The organism is Armatimonadota bacterium (assembly GCA_029907255.1).
Classification (GTDB): domain Bacteria; phylum Armatimonadota; class UBA5829; order DTJY01; family DTJY01; genus JAIMAU01.
This window is the reverse complement of sequence record JARYMF010000002.1, coordinates 1-23,137: the sequence shown is the minus strand read 5'-3', so window position 1 is coordinate 23,137 and position 23,137 is coordinate 1. Positions and strand designations below refer to the sequence as shown.

The 23,137-nt window shown below is 51.0% G+C and carries 12 protein-coding genes and 1 tRNA gene; 6 read left to right on the top strand and 7 right to left on the bottom strand.

Going from position 1 to position 23,137, the window contains the following annotated elements:
• Positions 1-61: 61 nt before the first annotated feature.
• Positions 62-1,204 carry a uroporphyrinogen decarboxylase family protein gene (locus QHH26_01450; protein MDH7480624.1) on the bottom strand — a complete coding sequence of 381 codons (1,143 nt, stop codon included), beginning with the start codon at positions 1,202-1,204 and terminating at the stop codon, positions 62-64.
• A 135-nt stretch (positions 1,205-1,339) separates the two neighbouring features.
• Between QHH26_01450 and QHH26_01445 the strand changes: the two genes are divergently transcribed.
• Positions 1,340-1,416 (top strand) — tRNA-Met (locus tag QHH26_01445).
• 325 nt (positions 1,417-1,741) lie between these two features.
• Here the strand turns inward: QHH26_01445 and QHH26_01440 are convergent.
• Positions 1,742-3,124, bottom strand: coding sequence for a hypothetical protein (locus QHH26_01440; GenBank protein MDH7480623.1), 1,383 nt, complete (start codon positions 3,122-3,124; stop codon positions 1,742-1,744).
• 681 nt (positions 3,125-3,805) lie between these two features.
• Between QHH26_01440 and QHH26_01435 the strand changes: the two genes are divergently transcribed.
• Positions 3,806-4,213: a hypothetical protein gene (locus QHH26_01435; protein ID MDH7480622.1), complete on the top strand. Its 408-nt coding sequence runs from the start codon at positions 3,806-3,808 to the stop codon at positions 4,211-4,213.
• Positions 4,214-4,624: 411 nt separating this feature from the next.
• Here QHH26_01435 and QHH26_01430 read toward each other — a convergent pair whose 3' ends face one another.
• Together QHH26_01430 and QHH26_01425 are read right to left on the bottom strand one after the other, a co-directional pair.
• Positions 4,625-5,200, bottom strand: coding sequence for a winged helix-turn-helix domain-containing protein (locus QHH26_01430; protein MDH7480621.1), 576 nt, complete (start codon positions 5,198-5,200; stop codon positions 4,625-4,627).
• Between the two features lie 97 nt (positions 5,201-5,297).
• Positions 5,298-8,561, bottom strand: coding sequence for a PDZ domain-containing protein (locus QHH26_01425; protein ID MDH7480620.1), 3,264 nt, complete (start codon positions 8,559-8,561; stop codon positions 5,298-5,300).
• A 250-nt stretch (positions 8,562-8,811) separates the two neighbouring features.
• Between QHH26_01425 and QHH26_01420 the strand changes: the two genes are divergently transcribed.
• The 4 genes from QHH26_01420 to QHH26_01405 all read left to right on the top strand — a co-directional run bounded on the left by QHH26_01420 (position 8,812) and on the right by QHH26_01405 (position 13,294).
• Positions 8,812-9,270 carry a hypothetical protein gene (locus QHH26_01420; GenBank protein ID MDH7480619.1) on the top strand — a complete coding sequence of 153 codons (459 nt, stop codon included), beginning with the start codon at positions 8,812-8,814 and terminating at the stop codon, positions 9,268-9,270.
• A gap of 771 nt (positions 9,271-10,041) precedes the next feature.
• Positions 10,042-10,911 carry a hypothetical protein gene (locus QHH26_01415; protein ID MDH7480618.1) on the top strand — a complete coding sequence of 290 codons (870 nt, stop codon included), beginning with the start codon at positions 10,042-10,044 and terminating at the stop codon, positions 10,909-10,911.
• A 92-nt stretch (positions 10,912-11,003) separates the two neighbouring features.
• Positions 11,004-12,659 (top strand): RCC1 repeat-containing protein, encoded by a 1,656-nt coding sequence (locus tag QHH26_01410; protein MDH7480617.1) that lies wholly within the window; start codon positions 11,004-11,006, stop codon positions 12,657-12,659.
• A 293-nt stretch (positions 12,660-12,952) separates the two neighbouring features.
• Positions 12,953-13,294: a hypothetical protein gene (locus QHH26_01405; GenBank protein MDH7480616.1), complete on the top strand. Its 342-nt coding sequence runs from the start codon at positions 12,953-12,955 to the stop codon at positions 13,292-13,294.
• 207 nt (positions 13,295-13,501) lie between these two features.
• Here QHH26_01405 and QHH26_01400 read toward each other — a convergent pair whose 3' ends face one another.
• From QHH26_01400 to QHH26_01390, 3 genes are all read right to left on the bottom strand, one after another.
• Entirely contained in the window at positions 13,502-14,005 is a 504-nt protein-coding gene (locus QHH26_01400) for a hypothetical protein (protein ID MDH7480615.1), read from the bottom strand.
• A 59-nt stretch (positions 14,006-14,064) separates the two neighbouring features.
• Entirely contained in the window at positions 14,065-18,756 is a 4,692-nt protein-coding gene (locus QHH26_01395) for a DEAD/DEAH box helicase (GenBank protein MDH7480614.1), read from the bottom strand.
• Positions 18,757-18,776: 20 nt separating this feature from the next.
• Positions 18,777-23,137, bottom strand: a 4,361-nt coding sequence (locus tag QHH26_01390; protein MDH7480613.1) for a DUF1156 domain-containing protein, incomplete at its 5' end; no start/stop codon positions are given.

Here is a 23,137-nt window from a genome sequence, read left to right as displayed (position 1 = left end):
TTGAAGTTAGCTTCGAATGCCATGTGCCGACTTCCCATTATCAGCTCAGCGGTTCTATCTGCTACCGCTCACTGCGAATCGTCTCGAGCATAGCAAAGAAGTTCTCAGGCGGAGTCTGGCAAACGATTAGGTTGGACACTCCAACGATTATGCCGCCCAGCTCCTTCGCCGCTTGAAGGCAGTCCCTTGTTTCCTCAATTACGTCGTACTTCGTGCCCATGTGCAGTGTGTGGGAGCTGATGTTGCCAATCAGCGTTAAGTGCGGATACCGCTCGCGAAGCTTCCTCAAGTCCATCCCAGCGCGGCGGTCAATCTCATAGAAGCCGTTAACTATCGGAAATACATCATCCGCAATGGGCCAAAGATTGCCGTCGCTTGCGAAAAAGTAGTACTTCCCCAGCGCATTGCATTCGCTGGTCAGCCGCTCAAATGCCGGCGCCATGACCTCGCGGAAAAACTTTGGAGAATAAATTGGTCCCTCGTTCCATGCCATGTCGCCGCCGCCAAGCATTACCTGCACGTCCAGCTCCCTGTAGCACCTTATCCGCTTCAAGGTGTATTCGGTCTGAACTTCAATGTAGCGCTTGACTAAATCAGGCCTCGCGGCAATCATTTCAAACCATATTGTCGAGCGGTTCGGCACGCCAACTCCGACTCCCATCCCTGGGACGGCGCGCTCGCCGCCGAATGCCTTCAGCACCTCAATCGCATCAGCGCATATTTCTTCGCATTTGGGATCGTAGGAGTCGAGACCCCTTTCGAGGCGCTCAACCTCAGCTTCTATGTCTGACTCGGTCGGCTCGGGCCGTGGGCTTCGGTCAACCGTCTGGTAAAGCTCGGTCTCGGGGTCAAACCGCATGACCTCCCATGAGCCGTCGGGATCGCCGTAGAGAAACGTATATTCATCCAGCCGCCTGGTTGGCTTCCTCGTCATTCGCCAATATGATGGGCGGACCATATCAACGTCAAGCACCTTGGCAAGGTCAATCGTGTCCCGACGAGTGCGCTCAATGAACTCCTTGTGTGCCTCCGGTCCATTCCACATCGCCGCAGACTCGCGCCACTGCTGAATGCCGCCGCCAACATATGCTTCGCGCCCAAGAACCAGCGACGCCATGCGCGAGGAAATCGAACAGTGATAGATTGGCACTCGGTCAGTCGGCTTGTGTTCCAGTGCCGCTATTATGCGCTCTTTTGGAATCATCTCAAGAGTATGTTACACCACAAAGGCGGCGATGTCCTTTTTGTCGAGAAATAATAAAAATTGAATTAAACCTTGGGAAAACTGCGGGCATGGTCTTTACAAAACTAGAACGGCATGGTATAATTTCAACGACACTGCGGGGTGGAGCAGTCCGGTAGCTCGTCGGGCTCATAACCCGAAGGTCGTTGGTTCAAATCCAACCCCCGCTCCCAAAGCAAGCCTCGGAAAAAACAAGAATCTTCCGAGGCTATTTCTATTTTCACCTGCCCCAGCCCAAACCTAATTCGACTTGCTGATTACAGCTGATTAGCGGCTATCGTCGGTTGAGGTATGTAGGGATGTAGGGTTATGTAGGGTTTTGCAGTCGAATCCATTTTCAAAGGATATATATTATCTTTCTGGAGATATATACCCTTTCCCCGCGTTTAGAGGTGTTTTGACCCTACACACCCTACATTAACCGCATTTTCACGCTCAAAATCGCCGTGAAATTATGTAGGGTTGACCTTTCAACCCTACACTAACCCTACATTCACCCTACATTGTTGACTGGGCATCGTCCGCCTCAACAACCCAGGTAACGCCGCCCGTATTCCTTGCCCCTCGCTCCAGCCGAAAGCCGCCCTTGCCGTAGCGCTTCCCCAGCCTCGCCCGAAACTGCTTGCCTATGCGCGAGCACCTGTCGCCTTTGCCGCAAAGAGCATCCGACACCACCGCAGGCAGTGCATCGGCTATCTCTTCCCCAGTCTCGACGGCGCGAACAAGCTCCTTCGGCGTAATAGGCTTACTGCCGTACACCTTGTGCCACTTCGACAGGAATGCCTCCCACTCCGCCGACTCCGCATCCGACTGCTCCCACAGCTGGTCTCGGTTCGCCAGGAATCCTTCCACACCCGCATGCCCCAGAATGCCTCCGACGGTATGCGTCCACTTCTCGAACGAGCCGAACACCGGAACGGGATACTCGGGGCTTCCATCAGCATACCACGCCCGACACAAGACTAGGAGCGCGGCAAGCAGACTCGCCCTGTTCTCCAGCGTCCAGTCAATCAAGTTCGGGTGAAGGAATCCCTCCCGCTGGTGAGGCTTCGACTGCCGAGGGTCAATGCGAATCCACACGCACCGCCTCGGAATGTCGCCGCCAATCTGGATGTTGTTGCCCGTTGCCACCCACACTGCGCGATTCGGCAGTATGACGGTCTCGGTATTCTTTCCGAAGACGCGCTCCTTCCAAGCCCTTGTGGTGAGAAGCATTGCCAGCTCAGCGCTCTGGATGGTGTGCTTCACGTTGTCAATTACCACAAGCGAAGGCCCAGCAGTTAGGATAGCAGTAATCTTCTTCGGCCACTCTTCGTCCTTCGATGGCGCGGTCGTGAAGTCGGGCACCGCGCCGCTGCTTATTATGCCCGCAGTGATTGCAAGAAGGCTCTTCCCACTGCCCGCCGTCGGTGCGTCTATCAGGAACAGCGGCGTCAGGTCCATGACAGCCGGCTGAATTATGGGCGACAATAGCAGAGCAATCGCATTTGCCTTGCTTGCCTGGCAGTCGAACGGGAAATCGTGCAAAAGTTCATCCAGCAGACCCAGCGCCTTGACGACGTCCTCGCTAGTCGGCTTGTCAGGAACGTTAACTGGCTCATCGGACGTCCGATGGTAGTAGAGCCTGGTCGCGGAATCATACCCTGGCACCTGCGCAATGCTCCCGTCCTGCCTGATGGTTGGCGAGCAAGTTACCGCCTCAAGCGGAGGGAATGGCCACCGTCCTTGAGCCAAGATGTACGACGCAATGCTCCTCGGCGGCAGTACGTTTTTCAGCCCATCCTCCGTTTGAACAACGGAGTTGCACGTTTTGGCTAGCCGCGCCAGCACGACATCCTCCGTAACCGCCCTGATTATCGGACGCCCGCGCTCATCCTCCACCACCTCACACAGCGCGCCCGACCGCACGAACAGCGTCGGCGGCGCATTCGACCGCTCCAGTATGCCGACTGCCTCGTCGCCCATGTCCCTCAGCTGTCGGTTGCTCACTACCAGCTGGGGATATTCGCTACCCTCATTAGCGAACTTCGACTTCCGCGCCCTGGCGACTGCTTTTTTCAACTCGCGAAGGTCGAGCTGGGGAACAGCCTCCTTCAGCTTCTTGACGGCATCCGCATACTCGCCTGGCGGAAGAAGCGCGAGCGACTCGACTGCCTCGAACACCGCAGATGCCGATCCTGCGTTCCGCGCCTGGGCGATTCTTGCACGAGCCGCCGTCAACTGCTCATCCGCAGCCCCACGCCTCGCCTGCACGCCACCCCTGCCGTCGTACACCTCGGTGGTGCGCTCTATCGCGGCATCAATGGTCCTGCGGCCATAGGTCCAATCTCCCCGCTTTTCATCCCACTTCGGGCGCATCAGCCCCGACATCCGAAACAGCCTGTCCATCCGCTCAGGATCCTTCCTGGTCCAGAACGCCAGACTGCAGCAGAGCGCCATATCCGCCGCGCTGTCGTCGCCGCCGTATTCGCTGGTGTCGCCGCTCCAAAGCCTGCGGAACCTGCCTCCGTTCGACGCCGCCAACGCCATATCAACCAGCTCACGGTCCGAAGCGAGAATCGGATGAAACTCCCGCCCTGCCTTCTTCGGCTCACTGCGCGGCTCGTCGGCGAACATCCGAAAGTAGATTTCATCAACCACCTTCTGTGCGCCGCGTATCTGCGGTGGCGACCCAGGCAAAAGCTTGCCAGTAAAGACAACCAGCCGCAGTCTGTCGTATATCTCAAACTTCGGGTGTTTGTGCGTTCTGCACCTCGGCCCAGGCTTCCTGGCACGAGCGAAAATGTGGATGCCTGCTCCCGACTGGCTGAACTCGGTATACGACTTGACTTTATCCACAATCTCCTGTGCCCATTCCTCGACTGCGCCGCCGCTCACCACGTGGTCAAGGTCAATAAACGTGTATGGGTCGCTCTCCGAGAGAATAAACCCGATGCCGTCGAATCGGTTCTTCGGCTTGGCGAGGGCTGAAACCACCTCCTCGAACGAATGCCAGGTTGTAGAATCATTTGATCGAGCCCTGCCGCCCCCAGCCTTGTCCGTACGGTAGGGAATCTTCGTTTTCCTGCCGTCCCTGAACTCGATTCGGTAGCACACCCACTGCCGCCGTGCCTTGAGCTCCTGGGGTATGTTGGCGAACTTTGCGCTGTTCATCAGCCGAGCCTCCAATCTGCGCGCGCGAAGTAATGATAGATGCCCACGGTCGCCTCCTTTAGGGAACATATGTTCGGTTGCAAACGAAAAAAGAGGGGCAGGACTTGAAATCCTGCCCACTCCTGGGAAACACTGCTCTAGCGCCGTTCAGCGCCGCCTGATATTTTCTCCCATAATTATAAGACCACGACAAAGCCCATATTCGGCGAACAAAGTATGTTATTATGATTAAATCTCATTCACATTTTTATGCCGCTCCAGCCATTCGCGGCCAGCCTCCGATATTTCCCACACACCACGCGGGGAATCTGCCTTAAGAAGTCCTTTTTGGACCATGTACCACCGCGCCCCCCGCGCTGAGGTGCGCCAGCGCAGGTCTCTGCCGCCCGGGAGACGCTCCATGTCCGCCGGCTTAAGGGAATCCTTCACAATGTCATAGACTCTGTCCAGCACTTCGCCCACTCGACCTCCACCGCCCATCTCACACAACACTTGAAGGATGGGAATGTAGAAGAACTCGTGACTAGTTTTCCAGTCCTCTGCTAAGCGCCCCGGGTTTCTCCTCAAGACATCTTCTCTGTTCCGACCGGCGCACAGCTTTTGCAAGTCTTGACCAAGCGAAATAGCTTTTAAACGTAAATCGTTCAGACTCTTTGCTTGGGCAATCATCTGTTTGGCGTCGTCATATCTGCCCTCGGAAAACGCCTGGCTGCCAGACTCATTCACTTTCTTCATGACGCGCTCAATCTCCTCAAAAAGCATATCGAATGCATTGGTCAATCCACTGTAGTCGTGTTCGTCCATTTTCGTGTCCCCCGTTCTATTTTGTTCACTCTGCTCGATACAGCGCCCCTACTGCCGCTGTAATTCGCATGCAGTCTCCCCCATGCCGGGGAGTTTGCTAATTCGCTATCTTCTCAACTTCGCCGCCGGCTTCTATTTTCTGCTTTATCTCCTTCTGGCGGTCAACAAGCTCTTTCATCTTCGCCGCCAATTTACTGACGGCTTCCGCGTATCTGTCGGTGCTCTCCTCGAGCGCCTTTAGGTTCTTCCACGTCATGCGCAGCTCAGCCAGGTTATACGCGGTATCAATAGCCAAACTGCCGTACTTCCACCACTTCCCCGGCAGAGTATCATCAAGCCCCAATAAACCCGAGATTTGGCCAATGCCGTCCCTCAGCGTCTCCCAAATCTCTGCCTCCGTCTTGTTCTCCCTCTCAGCCAAACCCGCAAAATCGTTGACCTCCTTTGCCTCTCTCAGCCTTCGAGTTAGCGAAGCAAGGTATCTATATTTTTCGATTACATCCTCTGGTTTTCCTGGGAGCTTCTTGGCAAGTTCATAGATAGTCTCATACCGCTCGGAGAGCCCGCCTATGCCAAAATCCAAAGCTATGTCTCCTATCATGCTAACACACCTGTCGAAACCCTCCGACGCGGAACTCTCCCATTCCTCAAACAGCTTCTGGTTTGACTGGATATACTTATTCAACCTAAGCAAGGCTTCCCTGGTGGCGGCAATCTGCTTGTTTACCTCATCAAGTTCTTTCTTCAGCCTTTCGAGATCCTCAGGCGTCGGCTTGGTGGAAGCAGCTGCAGTCGGCTGTGCCCCTGTGCCTGGGGTGCTAGTGGTGCCTGGGGCACTCGTGCCGGATGATGCCGCAGACCCGCCGCTCGCAATCGGCATAACAACCGCCGAATCACTCTGCAATACAATCAGCGCCTCTCCCGACTGCGTGGGGTCGGACTTGTAGTTCTTAACCTGTTCGAGGATTTGGTTTAGCTTCGCTTGAGCTTCATCGCGAACTTTGACTGCCTGCTCTTTAAGCTTCGCGGCTTCGTCTGGAGCAGTTGCGGCAAGCTGTTCGGCTTTTTCTATATCCTTTCCAGCCGCAATCATTTTATCAAAGCATTCCGCGGCTTCATCAATGGCTTCCCTCGTCGCCGCCGCATAAGATGCGGGGTCAGCAGGAACGGGGATGTTGTCGAGCGGCGGCAGTCTCGTTAGGTCAATCTCGCCGGTCATTGCGCGAGCACTCTTCTCGGCTAGCTCCCTGGCAGATTCGAGGTCGCCGGAAACAGCCGCACCCAAAGCCTGCTCGGCAAATATTGCGCTGGCAACCAACTGCTTGGATACACTGGATGTAACGGATACGTCTTGCTGAACTTTAAGCCAGTCTTCTCCCTCGTCCTTCGCAAAACTAGCGCCTCCCTCAGCGATGAAGTTGAGGTATTGGCTGTCTTCGTAGACTTCGAAAACTGCACTCCAAAAGCCATTGATGTATTTCGGCAGGCTGACCTTTTCACCGGATTCGCCAATCACCCTCAATGTATAGCCATTGTTTTTCGCCCACCTTGCGAGCGCAATTACTTTCGCCGCTTCCGAAAGCTTGTGCCACTCCGGATAGACCCTCGCATAGTCGTCGTAGTGCTCAGCAAGGAAGTTTGAGTATTTTGATATGCAGTCGCTGAGAGTATCAATAGTTGCTTTGTCGGCTGGGCGCATCATCTCAATTATCCAGCCGATAATCTTTATTTTGGAATCGCCGAACTCAACAACATCGCCAGCTGGCGACACATGCATAGCAACCTCGGCAGGAACCAGCCGCTGACCTGCAAGGACGTCCACACCGCTCAGTGCCTTCAGCACAGCCGCCGGCAGATGTCTCTGCATGAACTCCTGATGCGTCAGATGGGCGGCGACCCTATCTCGGGCGTCGGGGTATGTGCTCAAACTCTTCAACCTGTAGTCCGATTTAAAGAACACATCGCCGAGCAGTGAATCCGCAGGCAGACCCTTAAAAACAAGCTCAGCCTTGGGGATTGGCAGATTGTAGAGCCTCGCCAAAACCGCCGGTCCGAGAATCAACCCGTTTATCATTTTTCTGCCGGATTTCTTGGTGATGTAATTGCTGAGCTGTTTGCCCATGTAGTTGATTATCAAGTCGGCTGACTGCCCACCGCGAATGGATGCCACAATGCTGTTGATTTCGCTTTCCGGCGCTTCAAACTGGCGGCATATTTCGGATATGCAGAGAATAATCTCCTCCTTCCGAAACTCCTCCGGCGGCAAGCCTTTCATGACAAGAGCGGTGTATTGGTCAGAAAGCCCAAGTTTCTCTGCCATTTTGAACAGCAGTTCCTCAGGAGTACCGCCGGCGGCAAGCACACCCAAAGCGTCGCCTGCCTTGGGGAGTCCGATGCCGCGTATCATCTTCGACGCCAAGCCCATGAACTCCGTACCGGGAATGTCTATCTTACCAGTTGCGGCATCGTGCATGCGCCTGAGTTCGTCGCCCGTTATCCCCAGCACCTCGGCACAGTGTTTGAAGAATCTTGCTCTATCTACCTCAAGCGAAGGATCTTCTAAAAGCAGATTAGAGACCTTCTGAGCCCACTGGCTGGCGTATTCCAAATCGTCCATCCTTGCTATCTCCGCATCCAGAACCTTCGCGGCTGTCTTCAGCGCCTCGGCAGTTTCCTGGGGCGGGTCGAGAGAAAACGACGGATACGGGTTTTCCAGCGCCACCTTGAGATAGTCGGCATATGGTATCGGGCCGGTATTATAGGTGGGGTCATACTTGCCAACGAAGGTTACAGCGCGCGTCTTGGGGTCAATGAATGCATACTTTAAGACATTTATATCGAGCAGTCCCTTCCTCGGCGCCGGCTTATCGGAAACATCCTCGGTGTTCGCTGTCGAAGCCGAACCAAACCGCCCCGCAGGACGGCTCGCAGGGCGAATTGTCAGCTCAAGCGTTTTGCCATCCCGAATAACCGTTAGCGGGTAATCCGTCCCAATCTTAAGCCCAAGAACCAACTGCATAAAATCTTTTGCATTCGTTACCGTCTTGCCACCTATTTGACTGATGATGTCGCCGCTTCGGACGCCCGCCTGTTCTGCCGGAGAACCAGCGGCTACTGACTCAACTTCCAGACCACCCGCCCTAGAATCAGCGGCAGTCTCTTTGAATGCGATTCCCAGCCACGGGACAGCCGCCTCCATCCTCGCTCTAATCCGCTCCTCTCGAATAACATCGGTGCTCTCGGAGCCGCTGGATGGTGCAGGCATGCGCCTTACCCTCTCGGCTAAACATGCGCTGGGGGAAACGACGGAAACTGTCAAAGTGATGGCAATGCAAAGGAGACCAAACTTACGTAGAGACACTTTTCCCTCCATAGGTTGAATAAGTATTTCTATTTTAATTCATCGGGTGGCTTGCTGTCATTTTTCAGCTTTGGCCGCTCTTACCGCTCGCAAGCGAACTTTCCTCGGCAGATAACGCTGATGAAGTGCACCACCGCCACTTTAGACACCCTGCAATAGCCGAGAAACAACATACTCAAACAATAAACCGCTTGACAATTTTGGCTCTGTTTGCTAGTGTCATAACCGAACCTGTTTGTAGGAGGAATTGATGAGCAAAGACAATAAGGAGGAACTAAAACAAAAATTATATCAAGTCGTTGTCGCAGAACCCGGGGGTTTTTGGGGTTCTTATTCATATATGATGCTTTGGGTCGCTGCGTTTCTATGGACACCATGGATTCTTTTTTCTCCCATAAACCCTCCAAGTAACTTTCCTCGTCCAACGTGGCTACTCATAGTTGAATCGGCGCTGTGTATTATAACATGTGCGCTGTTTGTGGCAGTCATAAACATACTGATGACCATACGTCTGCATAATATAGAAGCACATAGACTCTTGATGGAGTATTTAGAAGATAACGATGATGAGAAGTACAACAAAGCCAGAGCACGCGCTCAACGCGACCGAAAACACGTAGAGTATGCCAAATCACTCTTTACATTGGCATTCATTCTTATGACCCTTTTAGCTGCCCTCGAGTTAACAGCAATAATTATGGCACAATAATGTGCGACCACAAGAACTTAGAACAGATGAAATCTCACAGGGCCGGAGATTTACTAAAAGAGCCTGGCCCTAACTTCCGTAATCAGGACCACTGCCACCCCAGAATGGTTCTGCAGAGGAAAACCGGATAACAAACCATCACAGCCGATAAAGCGAGCCGCAACAGAGCCCAGGCGATAAGAAGAAATAGTTCTGCGAGTCGAATACACCTGCCGCGAAAAGCCTTCGGGAAGATTTTGGGATTCTGATCATTGGATTTTTCACCGAAGCCGCTGTAGAACAGGGGCATTGGCTGTCAGGATTCGGCGTCTGGTGCACTGCCTGTGCTCCTGGGCGGCAGCTCGGTCGGGGTGGACGACATGGTGGTCACTGTCAACCAGCCTGCCGAGTACCTCAAGTTGGACGGGAGGACTATTGATAAACTGGCGAAGCAGGAAACATCCCGCTCTTCGAGGTATTCAATCAGTGACGGCTTTTGTAGAGAATATTAAAATCTCAACCGAGAGCAGGCTGAGGAAAAAAGATTCCTTGAGTTGAAGGCAAAAAAAAACTTGAACGAGGGAGATGTTTAACCATGAACGAGGATTTTGGATTAAACGAGCAAAAACTCAAGAAAGCATTGAGTTCTTCCAAGAGTATTCGAAACAAAGTGAATTTCAAGAAGACATGAGAGAAAGGTATGAGAGAAAACAGTTCTTTCAGAGAATGGCTCAGGAGCAACTCAACGAATTCAATTTTTCTGAAATGATCAAGAAACTATGGGCGGTTAGAATGTGGACCAATAAGGAGTACCTCGCAAATAAGATTATAAGCGACAACGGCATTGATAAACTATCTGTGGAATTCGCACGCCTTGTGAGAAAAGAAGGTACGCCTGGTGAGCGGTATGAAAGGTTCTTGAAGAATGTTAAAGGGTTCGGACCTAGTATGGTTACAGAGATTCTGTGCCATACAGATCCTCAGCATGCTGGGATTTGGAATGACGTGGCAAGAAAATCGCTTGCCTGGTTTGAGGTAAAAGGGGTTCCGTGTGATAAATACGAAATCAACGGCGAAGAATATGACTTGTTTAATGATGCATTGATCGAACTGTCTAAGTTGCTTACTCAGGAAAACTATCAGGATGTTGACTTGCTCTTTGTTGATTATTTCCTTTGGAAGGTATGGGAAAAGGTCGCAAAGTCTCAAAAGTCTCAACAAGAGAAAGAAATCATAACTCCCCGGAAAGGGCTTTCTAGACACGATGAAATAAGAGACAAAGTAGCAGAAATTGGGTCGTGGCTTGGCTTTGAAGTAGAGAAGGAAAAATTGATAGCCGCTGGCGCGAAAGTAGATGTAATCTGGCGAGCGAGAATTGCTAATCTCGGAACAGTGTCTTATGTTTTTGAAGTTCAGGATCGAGGTTCTGTTGATTCTCTCATCGTTAATCTACAGAAAGCACAGATGAATAAGACTGTTCAAAAACTTATTGTTATTTCGGACGAAGAACAACTTTCGGCAATTCGAAGAGAAATTGATGCTATGCCCGAAAACTTCCGGAAGGCAACCACCTTTTGGGATATAACCGATGTGAAGAATACTCACGAAAATCTGGAGGAAGTGACTTCTTCTATCGCAAAACTTCACTTAGTAGAGGACTAAACTAATTCGAGGGGTCAAAACATTACTAGCGTATTTGATACTCTGGATGGCAACCCCAGTGGTTTAGCAATGACAAACGAGGTGAAATTGCAATGAGAAAAAGGCTTCTTGTGCTGTTTGCTGTGATAGTAGGTATTACTGCTGTTGTGTTGTGGTTTACCGTTGTGCCGCAGTTTACTGGTTCGAAGGCAGGTTCGATTGTCGGCTGGGGTGGTCAGGTTGTAGGAGTTGACCTAAACGGTCCGTTTGTGCAGATAGACGGAGGAGGGGACCACAGTTTAGCACTTCGAAAAGATGGTTCTATCGTTGCTTGGGGAAGTAACTATGTTGGTCAGTGCGATGTGCCCAGGCCAAACAAAGACTTTGTGGCTGTAGCAGCAGGATACTACCACAGTCTGGCACTTCGAAAAGATGGCTCTGTCGCAGCTTGGGGCTGGAAGAAGAAGTATGGTCTGTGCCGGGTACCCAAGCCAAATAAAGACTTTGTGGCCATAGCGGCAGGAGAGTACCACAGTCTGGCACTTCGAAAAGATGGTTCTGTCGTAGCCTGGGGAAATAACGAGTATGGTCAGTGTAATGTACCCAAGCCAAACAAAGACTTTGTGGCTGTAGCAGCAGGATGGCACCACAGTTTGGCACTTAGGAAAGATGGCTCTATCGTTGCTTGGGGGAACAACTGGTATGGTCAGTGCAACGTACCCAAGCCAAATAAAGACTTTGTGGCCATAGCGGCAGGAGAGTACCACAGTCTGGCACTTCGAAAAGATGGCTCTGTCGTAGCCTGGGGTTCGAACAACTATGGTCAGTGTAATGTGCCAAAGCCCAACAAAGACTTTGTGGCTGTAGCCGCAGGAGACTACTACAGTTTAACACTTCGAAAAGATGGCTCTGTCGTTGCTTGGGGGTGTAACGCGTATGGCGAGTGCGATGTGCCCAAGTCAAACAAAGACTTTGTGGTTGTAGCAGCAGGATGGGACCACAGTTTGGCACTTCGTAAAGATGGCTCTGTCGTAGCTTGGGGGAACAACTGGTGTGGTCAGTGTAACGTACCCAGCCCAAACAAGAACTTTGTGGCTGTAGCCGCAGGAGGCTACCACAGTTTGGCACTCCGGAAAGATGGTTCTGTCGTCGCTTGGGGGAGTGGCGCGTATGGTCAGTGCGATGTACCCAAGCCAAATAAAGACTTTGTGGCTGTAGCTGCAGGATGGGACCACAGTTTGGCACTTAGGAAAGATGGCTCTGTCGTAGCCTGGGGGGATAACGAGTATGGTCAGTGTGATGTACCCAAACCGAACAAAGACTTTGTGGCCGTAGCAGCAGGAGGATTTCACAGTTTGGCACTTAGGAAAGATGGCTCTATCGTTGCCTGGGGGTTTATCGGTGATGGTGACTGCGATGTACCCAAGCCAAACAAAGACTTTGTGGCTGTAGCAGCAGGAGCGTACCACAGTTTGGCACTTAGGAAAGATGGCTCTGTCGTTGCTTGGGGGGCCAAAGAGGATCTTCAGTACGATAATGTACAGTATGGTCAGTGCAATGTACCCAAGCCAAACAAGAACTTTGTGGCTGTAGCCGCAGGAAGGTTACACAGTTTGGCACTTAGGAAAGATGGCTCTGTCGTCGCTTGGGGAGATAACAGGTATGGTCAGTGCAATGTACCCAAGCCAAACAAAGACTTTGTGGCTATAGCCGCAGGAACGGCACACAGTTTGGCAATCAGGATCAGCAGAACAAGCTCTTCACCATGAAGCACCTTTATACATGAGTCATTTCTCAATACCTTACGGTTTTGCAAGCCAATGGGCATCAGCGCTTATGCTGTAGACACTGCAGTGACGTGTCTATGCTATGTCACACCAATACTTACCTGAAAGGATGCTCCCTCTTTCGAATCTACATGGTTACTTAATACTCCACAATTAAAGGAGAAATCCCTTGACAAATGTAAATCTTGACGTATAATTTTCGCAATGCCAGCTGGCAAGCGAAGAACCTCTGAACGCCACAGTGGTTCAATAATGCCAAACGAGGTGAAATTGCAATGAGAACAAGGCTTCTTGTACTGTTTGCTGTGATAGTAGGTATTACTGCTGTTGTGTTGTGGTTTACCGTTGTGCCGCAGTTTACTGGTTCGAAGGCAGGTTCGATTGTCGGCCGGGGTATTCAGGTTGTAGGAGTTGACCTAAACGGTCCGTTTGTGCAGATAGACGGAGGAGGGGACCACAGTTTAGCACTTCGAAAAGATGGTTCTGTCGTCGCTTGGGGAAATAACGATGATGGTCAGTGCGATGTTCCTAAGCCAAACAAAGACTTTGTGGCTATAGCCGCAGGAACGGCACACAGTTTGGCAATCAGGGCCAGCAGGACAAGCTTTTCCCCATGAAGTGCCTTTATGCATGATCATTTCTCAATACCTTACGGTTTTTCAAGCCAATGGGCATCAGCGCTTATGCTCTGGGCACTGAAGTAGATTGATTGGCAGTGGCGGTGGCGCAGACGTACGAAATGCCTATACGCTCCTCGCCTTCTCCAGCCGCGCCCGCACCAGCTCCACCACCGCCTCATACACCGCCTCCCCCTCGCCCATGCTTTAGTCTGGCTTCTCTTCTACGTTAATAATCCGAATCTCGTTTTTTAGCAATCGCCGCAAATCTTTATCCTGTTCTAAAAGTTTTTGGATGACCTCACGGTGCTCAGGGTGAACCCGTCTCGAAAGTTCATTAACCCTCTCGAGCAATCTTAACCTTAACTCAGCATTTTTAAGCCGTTGACTCTCTACCTCTAAGGGCAATTTGATTAGGAGACGAAGAATCTCGGCGAAGATTTTTGCCGCCCTTATGGCAGCGGCAGCTGTTCCAATGATAAGCTCAATCTGCAGTGGGGATTCTTTGGATAACTTTCCGATTTTCAGCTCCAATTGCGACTCTAGCCGCCGTTGACGCGTGTAGAAATATGGCGAATACAGAATTGGATTATAAGGTTCCTCAAAAGAAATCACTAAACGGTCCCAAAGCATTGTCAGGTCAAAAATGAACTCTGCCAAAGATCGAGCTGATAGTTCAGGTGCTTCCCTACATAATAGCATGATTCTCATATCTAATCTCCTTCATATAACTAACCTTACAGAAGTAATTCCGTGCGATGGGGTGCGGTTTACTGCCACTTGCTGAGAAGATTCTCGATATAATGCTTTACTGGCCCTCGCTGAAGAAATTGATGGGCAAATTGGTTCCTAAAACTTCTCAGACACCCATAACAACTTGTCCCTTCATCACACCCACACCTACCGCTGACTCTTTCCCTCGCTAACTGCAAGCACTCCTTGAGTATATCCTTATCTTCGAGCCGAGCCACAAGGCCTGCTCCCCCAGGGACGTCGTCATAAATAACAATCGGAGGAATAGTTAATTGGCTATTTGAGGCAACAGTTGCATTAAGGTCGTTTGGCGGCACTTCTAAGACTTCTGCGGCTCCCTCAACCAATGCGTATGCCAGCGAGTAGGCGAACCAAACAGGTCCGATGTCGTTAGGGGCTTCCGAACAAAACTGAAGCTGAACCACGTCGGTTATAAACTCGTGCCCGAGAGAAACCTGTTCAAGCATTCCATCACAATTCTGACCATAGGGAGTTTTATGAGTCTTTTCGCACTTTCTAAATCCTGCACCGCATTCTTGGCAGATATAGAATCCATCTCCACGTATGCCTTCGCACAACACAACCATCAAACCAGGAGATGCTTTCTTCATCTTAATCATCGGATTATTCGGCGGTATATCAATGATGTCAGGTTCGGAGCCGAGCGAACCTGCAAAATAAGGGTGCGTCGTAAATAGTCTCGCAGTCCGTGATTTTGGCTCATTTGGCTTATCACGATTAGTTACGAACCCAAAAAGCGGAATAACATATTTTGACACCGCCAAATTATCACCGCATGGAGTCTCAGGCTCTGGTTGTCCTTTTTCCCATTGAAGGAAAACATTGTGCCGGGGACATCGCTTGTAGAACTTCAATGGCCACTCCCTCTCAGCCACCTTCTTGAGCCCATAAGAGGTCCACTCTTTCTTGTTCGCAATCAACTTGCTCGTCGGGGCGAATTCAGAAATTGCGATACTTAGGTCTCTTTGGAGCAGGACTTCAGATGCCTCTTGGCTTTGCTGCGTCCTTTGGGTATCCAGTTCAACTACATCCACCGGGAAGCCGTACTTCGGAATCACAGCTTTGCGGGAGAGGAACGAAAGCACGTCTTCCTCAGCAATTGTATCCGCCCGTGCCTTAGCCCATTTAGCACCGTCGTAATCTCCCTTACTCCCAGCCATCTCCTCAAGGTTCTTGACAGTCCGATAGTCGCTTGAGACCTCTGCTTCTGCTAAAGCAAAGCGGCCATCCTTATTAGTAATATTTTCAATCCACTTCCCATCATTGAGCCCAATTTGATCCATAACATCGGGAGGAACAATGGCGCGCAGAGATTCTTCCAGTTCAGTTTGGTGCTCATTTAGAAACGCTTTGAAATCGGCAACGCCAGACGGATGCTCCAAGTCTTTGAATAGAGCCTGCACGTTATTAAACCTCTCTGGAAAGGCTCGTAAAAAGGACGACAAGGTCGTTGCTACAATATGGCGGATAATAATTTTTTCGTTCCGTATGCTCAGGACAGGAGGCCGAACCATGCCTCTCAGCATTTGCTGAGGTTCTATAAAGTGATAAATGTCATGGGGATTACGCCTGCAAAAGGTAATGGCAAAGCCAGGATATCCACTTCGCCGCCCAGCTCGGCCCACGCGCTGAGCATAGTTGAAGGCTTCCGGGGGAATGTTGCGAAGGAAGATGATATCCAAGTCCCCCAGGTCCACACCCAATTCAAAGGTCGTCGAGCAACTCAGTACATGGATTTTGCCTTGCTTGAATTCCTGCTGAAATTCCCGCGCCTTTTCCTTGTCAAGCTGTGCCGTATGTTCCTCCACCCGCAAAAGCCCAGGCAAATCTTCCTCATAGAGGAGACGATAGTGGTTCGGTTCCAAATCTGCCAGATGCACAGCCTTGAGAGTGCCCGGACAGCTGTGTCGCTGACAGACGCCGCGAACAGAGACCGCTTGAAGGCGGCCGCAAGTGTCGCATTGATAGATTGTGTCGTTATCTGCGATGCTAGAGATTCTCCACCAGTCAGGATTCAGCCTGCGAGCATCATCCACAGGGAGCAGTAGGCGGTCTTTGGGAGAGGCATCTTCATCGCACTGACGCAGTGTCTCCCATATCGAGCGCAAAGCCTCCACAGCTTTCTCAAGGGCTTCTTGCTTCGAAACGCCGCTCTGCAGCCTCATCAGAAGTTTCACAAGGAATCGAGCACGTTTCCCCCTCTCGCCATCCCAACTGCGTACGTCCTTCTTCCCTTTGGGATCGCCAATGCGAAATTTCTGCTGTGAGGGGAGCTCGAGGTCGTTCCAGCTCGGTTGGATACGGCAGTCGGTCCGCATCTCAACGGCTCTATCCGTTCTCATCGTGTCCAGCAATATGAATACAACGTCCCGTGCTTCTTGTTCAGTTAGCAACCAGGGAGGGTTTGTGAGGACTTCGGGGACCCTAAACCCGTCTGGCCACTTAATCTGCCACCGTATCAGCCCGACGCCTTCGAGGGAAATTCTTGACTCATCGGTAAGGAACTCGCGATAGACTCTACGCCAAGCTTCGCGGCGTCGCTCGTCGTCGCTTATAGAAGCAGGAAGAACCCGTTTTTCGCGGAAAAGGTTTTCTAGACCCTTCGCCAAATCCCGCAAAGACAAAGCACCTTGAGAGTGAACATTCTGCGGCCGAACCACCTTGAGTATCATATTTCGATATAGAACGTCGTTATACGAGTCCTCAAGGTACCAAGCGAAGAAAGCCGCTTCCTGGCGCCCGTCGGCAAAGGCTAGCACCTTTTTTCGCCCTTCTGGGAGGGTTTTGTAAAGAGTCGTAGCTATCACGGTGTGGGGACCATCTGTGCCGTGTATAACCTCACGCACGGGGTCGCGACCGGAAGCCGTGTATCCGCAGGCACCGCATCTTACCAGTTGGTCTGCCCTATCTTCATCCTTCGGAGACTCTTCCCTTACCACCTGGATTATGGTGTCATGCCCACACTGCGGCTTGAATTGCTGAATTTTGCGGCAGCGCACGCATAGGTGAAATATCCGACTGCTCTTGACCTTGCCATTGTTATCTTCCTCAGCTAAATCTTCGCCATTCTCAAGAGGCCGAAAGTAGGTGGCTCCAAACCTATCATCACTTGGATCGCGTATCGCCTCTACTAATATTCCCTGCACGATCTGTCCAACAAAATAATGCTGACCGCATTCTCGGCAGATGGCAACTTCGAATGCCGTACTCTCTTTACCAACCGACTTGCGGTCGAGAAAGACTTTTTTCTCGGGCCAATACGAGACAAAAGCGCCTTCAAGCGACCTCAGAAATAGGTGATACCGTGCAGATAAAAGAGGTGCATCGGAGGAGGGGTCCTTCGCCTGCAATAGAAGTTCAACCAAATTTAATAGAGAGGAAACTCGCTCCTCTTCTGGCAGGTCTTCAAAAACTTGATTAGCGACTTCTTGGACCTCAGCGGGCTCTCCTGTGATGCGGCGGCGCAGGTCCACTGCGCGTTTGTCGCTCTGCAAAAGTCTCCCGACAGCCTTTTGAAGGTCTTCGTCAGCTGGAAGCATAATGCCAATTTTCGCCGCTATTTCACGCAGGCGCCTCTCGCCTTCCGCGCTTTTCTCCTGCAGAGCCTCTTTGAGGAGCCGATAATCGTTTGGTTGAAGCTTGTACGTTCCAGGTTCGGGGATTGGTTCAGTTTCGCCAAGAATCACATCATCCTTTTGGAACTCCTCGCCAAACAGATTGGCGGCAAACTTTGCTACGGCATCTTTGCCATCATCCTTGCTAACCAACGTGGCGCTGGTGGCTATGCAACGGAATGGCTCGCTGCGTCCACCCTCCCTTAACCTTTGCTTGAGACGCCGCAGGAGCATCGCCATTTCGATTCCCGTGGAACCTCTGTACTGATGTGCCTCGTCAAGCACAAGAAACGTCCACCATCGAGCTTGCCCGTTGTCAAAGAGCGGACTGTCGGCAGGGCGGAGAAGTAGATATTCTAGCATTGAGTAATTGGTCAATAATATGTGAGGAGGTGCTGTTCGCATCTCTTGCCGAAGAACAAGCTCTCCATGCACGACCTGCCCGTTTTCGATTATTGAATAACCGCTCCTGCTTCGCTCTGAAAGGTGGTCTTGCGCTTTACGTTGGGAGTCATTTTCATCTTCCGGCGTTTCTCCGATGTACTGCCCAAAAGTAAAGCGAAAGGGTGAACGCTCTTCTTTAAGCCGTTTGCAGATTTCCCCGAGACGTTCACGTTGGTCATTAGCCAGAGCGTTCATTGGATAGAGGATTAACGCACGCACTCCAGGGCACAATTTGCCCGCTCTGAACTCCTTGTAGAGATGAAGCAATATTGGATAAATAAAAGCTTCGGTCTTGCCACTTCCTGTTCCTGTGGCAACAATCACATTGCGTCCATCAGCCACTTTGCGGATTGCTTGTTCTTGGTGTTGGTAGAGCAACCTGTTATCGTGCACAGCTTTCAAAAATCCCTCGTCAGGCTCAAATCCAAGGATGTCCTCGAACAAGCTGCGCGGCTTTTGACCACGCCTGAACACTGGCGTTGCCTCAATAAACGGTCCCTTACTCAGATGTCCTGAGTTCAACGCTTCTTCAAACGATGCACGAAGGTCTGGGTCCTTGAAGTAAAAAGTGGTTTTTAGGTACCGCCGATATCCTTCTTCCACTTGTTCCGAAAGCTTTTTCAGATTCATAGACGCTTACCCCACCAGAACTAGTAAAGTTCGCTCTTATGATTTTTAATCAAGTGGTTTAACCTATTTCCTTCGTCAAAATTCCTCGAGTTGTTTCCACACAATTTGCATCTATAGAGACGTGGCAAGTTAGAAATTACATTCTCTCTGATTTCATTAGAGTCGGTAATTACACGAAACCTAGGTTTTACAATTCCCATTTCTCTTTCGGCTTTTTGACATTCCCTCTCAATATGCTTATAAATGGCACTCGTGAGAGACCCAGCATCGCTAGATGGAACATAATGACCACAATAACTGCACTTATATATCTCCTTAGGAAGTGAGGGATCTCGTCTACGCAGCTCGTCATAAGGCACATGGATAAAGAACTCATCTAGATGCTTCTTTTGGATATGGTCATGCATGTCTTCTTCTGTGAAAGCGGAAAATTCACATTTCTTACATCTAAATCTTGCCTTACATTCACAGGGGTTCCCTTCGTAAGTTACTCCTCCGATATTAACCCACAATTTAAGCGAAAAATCCCTATTTCCGAAGGGCAAAGCATCATAGAAATCACGGAGCGGAATAGCAACTGTCCTCTCTTTTACCCTTACCTTATATGGCCTAGCATTTGATTGTTCGAATCCAACACGGATTTTGTCCACCCATCGGCACCTGGGGAATCGCAGCCACAGAGCCTTTTTGGAAGTAGCGGCAAAGTCGTCGCGAGAAAGTTCTAGACATCGGTCCTTCCATTCCGAAGGTTCTTCGCCCTCTTCACTTATCGCCCACCAAACCCTTTCCGCCAAGACCACTACTTCCACCTGAGGCCCATCTACACGACCCACAAACCAGCGGCTCTCATCGCAGGCAAGATTTGGCGGTATCTTAAGGATTGTTCGGCCTTTTGCTTCCTCAACCTTGATGCTGGTTTGTTCATCGGCTGGATTAAGAACAAGGTCCTCGTCATGGATAAATTCGACAGATAGCTGCACATGGCCGTCTTCGGTCGGGAAAGGAGACTGCTCGGGGATTTTTATCTCCTTTAGAGGCGAGATAAATCTAAAGTCCATGCTTTCTACAAGTTCGTCGTTTAAATCATAAAATCTAAGAAAGTACCAGCCAGCGCTTCTATATTTAACCTCATTAGGTAGATATTGCTCCAGGCCGGATGAAGTAGGAGTGAAGCTCATCCGCCATTTGTTTGATCCACGTCCTTCTTCACCGATAACGATTGTTTTTATGGTTTTCCAAGTGCTGTCCTGCTTAACACAGATTTTTGGGGGGTCACTGCCGAAGAGCGGTCCCATTTCCGCGTTTGCATCTTTCAAGCAGTTGCCGCTAAGTTCAACGTTTAATGGCTCAATCACAATGCGCGGGTTGCTGAACGCAATTCTTCTGTCTTCATCTTTTTCAAGGTGGAAGAAATGAGCCTGATAATCATTCAGAGATGTTGGCTCCGGCGCCACATAAGGCTCCCCCGAGAGCGTCTCATCACGCTCCCAGTCCTTTGGAACCACTGCTAAATAGGAGCCATAAGAAGGTAACTTAATGCGTCGCCCTTGATTTTCTTTATTTAGCTTAAACAAAAGATAGTCCTTTTCAAGGGCTATCTTAAATTTCTTATCTTTATTGCATTGGACCAAAATTTTGCCCGAAACTGCTTTAAGGAGCCAATTTTCTCCATCGAATTCATCAAGCTCTTTTCCCTTTTGAAATACTTTCACGTTGGAATTTCCAGCAATTTCCTCCGGCACTTGTACCGCCAATTTCCATTGACGCCCTAGCTTCCAACAAACTATTTCAGGCTTCGATTCACGTTTTTTGGCTTCCGTAACTGGTGCTTCCTTGTGCTTTTGGATAGAAAGTCGCGGACCGCCTCCTCTATCTTCAGGTCTTCGTCGTTCTCTTATCTCACTTGGTTTTGCCTCCTTTGCTACACTTGGTCGAGGCTCTTTTGTTAGTTGTATTTCACTTACGTTGGCCCCACTGGAGTGAGTTGTTTCGTTCGTTTTCTTGAAGACCACCCAGCAGTAGGGAGACGAAGTCGTCGAAATCAAGGCTTGTAGGAGGTCGTCCGACTCACTATCATTATTAGTTGGCCACATTCTCTGGAAGACAAATCCTACTTTGGAGATTGTCGAAATCAGCGTTTTACAAATATCCGGATGCTTATTTTCGAATATTACAACGAGTCGACCATCCTGATTAAGTGCTTGATAACATGCCTTGAATGAGTTTACGATGCTCTTTTCATAAGCGGCCTTTAACTTCTGCTCGTCTCCTTCGAGGTGGCTAGGGTTGTCAACCAACTCTCCATCACTAGCTCCATGGTCCCACTTAGGCGAAAGCTCACTGGTGAAAACCGAGTCAAAATCCTGGCTTGTACCATAAAGCGTCCGCCGCAACCAAACGTAGAAGAAGTCCATCAACTTGATGGAGGGGATTTCATCATAGCACGGCGGACTGGTTATTATCACATCGTATTGCTCTGAATCGAGCTTTACAGCAGACCCATTCCTTATCAGCGGTTGGGAAGCGCCTATCCCTGCCTGAAGAAGATGTTCCAGACACGGTGTAATGCTATCCAGCTGAGATACATAAGCTCCGCTGACATCGTTAGTTACTGCTAGCTCGACGAAATCCCAGGTGATGGGTAGTGCAAAACGCGCGAATGTATGGCGAATAAGCTCTCTTGTCGGATTCCATACGCAAATCGTGGAATTATAGTCGGCAATTTTATCCAGCACAGCCGCAAGATAGGACACAACAGCCTCTCCCCAGACAGCATCCGCCCCGTTGCTTTGCAGGAGCTCGCGAACCTTCCTGGTCCACTTGGCGAACACCCCCAGCGCAACCAACTGCCGCGGGGTGAAAAGCTTATACCATTTGTCGAAGCCGTAGAGGGGAGCAGAGAACGCAGACGAGGCGCCTAAACCTGGTGTAGGCGTAGGCTCCTCAGGTACTCCGAAGGGTATTTCCGCGAACACGCGCTCGATTTCGTTTGCCGCTTCATTTGCCAGGCGAATCTCTTCCTCCGTGGGCAGGCGGTATTCCTTGCCGACAATGCTCTCGTCGCCAGACTTGCGCTTGAACCTCGGCTTGATTGGGTCCACAACGACCGCCGTCATCACGGCACCCATGCGCCCTGCCTGGCCCTCAAGGCGGATGTCCTCCATCGTCATCGCCACGGTTTTCGGATTGCCACAGCAGGGACACCACGCGCCGTTGAGTCTCATGGTTCCTCGTCCGATTCGCTTGTCATGCCTGCGGCGCCGAGCGGCGTTATTTCCGACCACCGGCACGTTGTTCTGTATCCCGAACACTACTCCCGTACCGTCTGCATTTGGCTCCATGGTGAGGAGCACCCGCTTCCCACCCTTCTTGCACAGCCAACGAGTCTTGAGCAGCGGAATTGTCGCTCGGCATTTCTTGCAAGTTACTGTTCTCGCCCACAGATAGGCGACCGTCGGCTTGGCTATCCAGCGAGGTTTTGTAATATCTCTTAGATACTGCTTGTCGAACTCCGCATTGAGCGAGTCAATATCCGGCTTGCCGTTTTCGTCAAGCGGCACAAGCTTCATCGGCCGCTTTTCCCAACTGCCGACCTTCTTAAGCGGCTCGAACTCAGCATAGGTGGGGTAGAACCGCGCAAGCTCTTTCCGCGCCTGCTCCAGAACCCACTGCCCCCAAGCACGAACCTGCCATGCCAGGTTGGCATCTAAAGAAGATCTTTCTATCCCCAGCGGTTCCGACTGCACTTTGTTCCTGCCGTCCAACCCCAGCTCGGCAAGCTGTGACTTCACGCGCTCTCGGTTGGCACCCTGTGCTTTGAAGAACGACTCCATGAACTCCCGGTCTTTGAGCACGAAGTCCGGCAGCGGCAGCTTCTTATACGCAAGCTTCTCCGGGTACTCCAGCGTGCATTTGAGAATGAACCACGCAACTGGGTTGATGTCTATAGCAGTCGCCTCGCATCCCAGCCTCATCGCCTCGAGAGGAATAGCGCCGCCTCCTGCGAACGGGTCCAGAACCTTCGGCATGCGCCTGCCGAAAGCCTTGTGTATCTTCTTGCTGAACTCCCTGATGTCAGGGAGTTCAGGGTTGGGTTTGCGCCCCCAATGCAGAATGCCGCCGACTGTTTCCTCGACTTCGACGCTCTCGACCCGGCCGTTTGGGAGTTTTTTTTGTTTGGTTTTTTTGTCGGCTACGCCGCCGATGTTTATGCACAGCAAACGTCGCCCATAGCTGCTGCGTGGATCCGGGAGAAGGGTGGCGATAAGCGCCGCTCGACAAGCAGCCAGCGGCAGTCTCGCAGGCCAGGTGTGAAGTGTGGATATATGCCCATGCCGAACTTTCTTCTCATGCGCGGAATCAATAGTTGCTCCTTTCACAG

Excerpts from the sequence above, each read along its gene's own strand:
- QHH26_01450 (MDH7480624.1), bottom strand. The coding sequence starts at position 1,204 with ATGATTCCAAAAGAGCGCATAATAGCGGCACTGGAACACAAGCCGACT.
- QHH26_01435 (MDH7480622.1), top strand. The coding sequence starts at position 3,806 with ATGAAACTCCCGCCCTGCCTTCTTCGGCTCACTGCGCGGCTCGTCGGC.
- QHH26_01430 (MDH7480621.1), bottom strand. The coding sequence starts at position 5,200 with ATGGACGAACACGACTACAGTGGATTGACCAATGCATTCGATATGCTT.
- QHH26_01420 (MDH7480619.1), top strand. The coding sequence starts at position 8,812 with ATGAGCAAAGACAATAAGGAGGAACTAAAACAAAAATTATATCAAGTC.
- QHH26_01415 (MDH7480618.1), top strand. The coding sequence starts at position 10,042 with ATGTGGACCAATAAGGAGTACCTCGCAAATAAGATTATAAGCGACAAC.
- QHH26_01410 (MDH7480617.1), top strand. The coding sequence starts at position 11,004 with ATGAGAAAAAGGCTTCTTGTGCTGTTTGCTGTGATAGTAGGTATTACT.
- QHH26_01405 (MDH7480616.1), top strand. The coding sequence starts at position 12,953 with ATGAGAACAAGGCTTCTTGTACTGTTTGCTGTGATAGTAGGTATTACT.
- QHH26_01400 (MDH7480615.1), bottom strand. The coding sequence starts at position 14,005 with ATGAGAATCATGCTATTATGTAGGGAAGCACCTGAACTATCAGCTCGA.
- QHH26_01395 (MDH7480614.1), bottom strand. The coding sequence starts at position 18,756 with ATGAATCTGAAAAAGCTTTCGGAACAAGTGGAAGAAGGATATCGGCGG.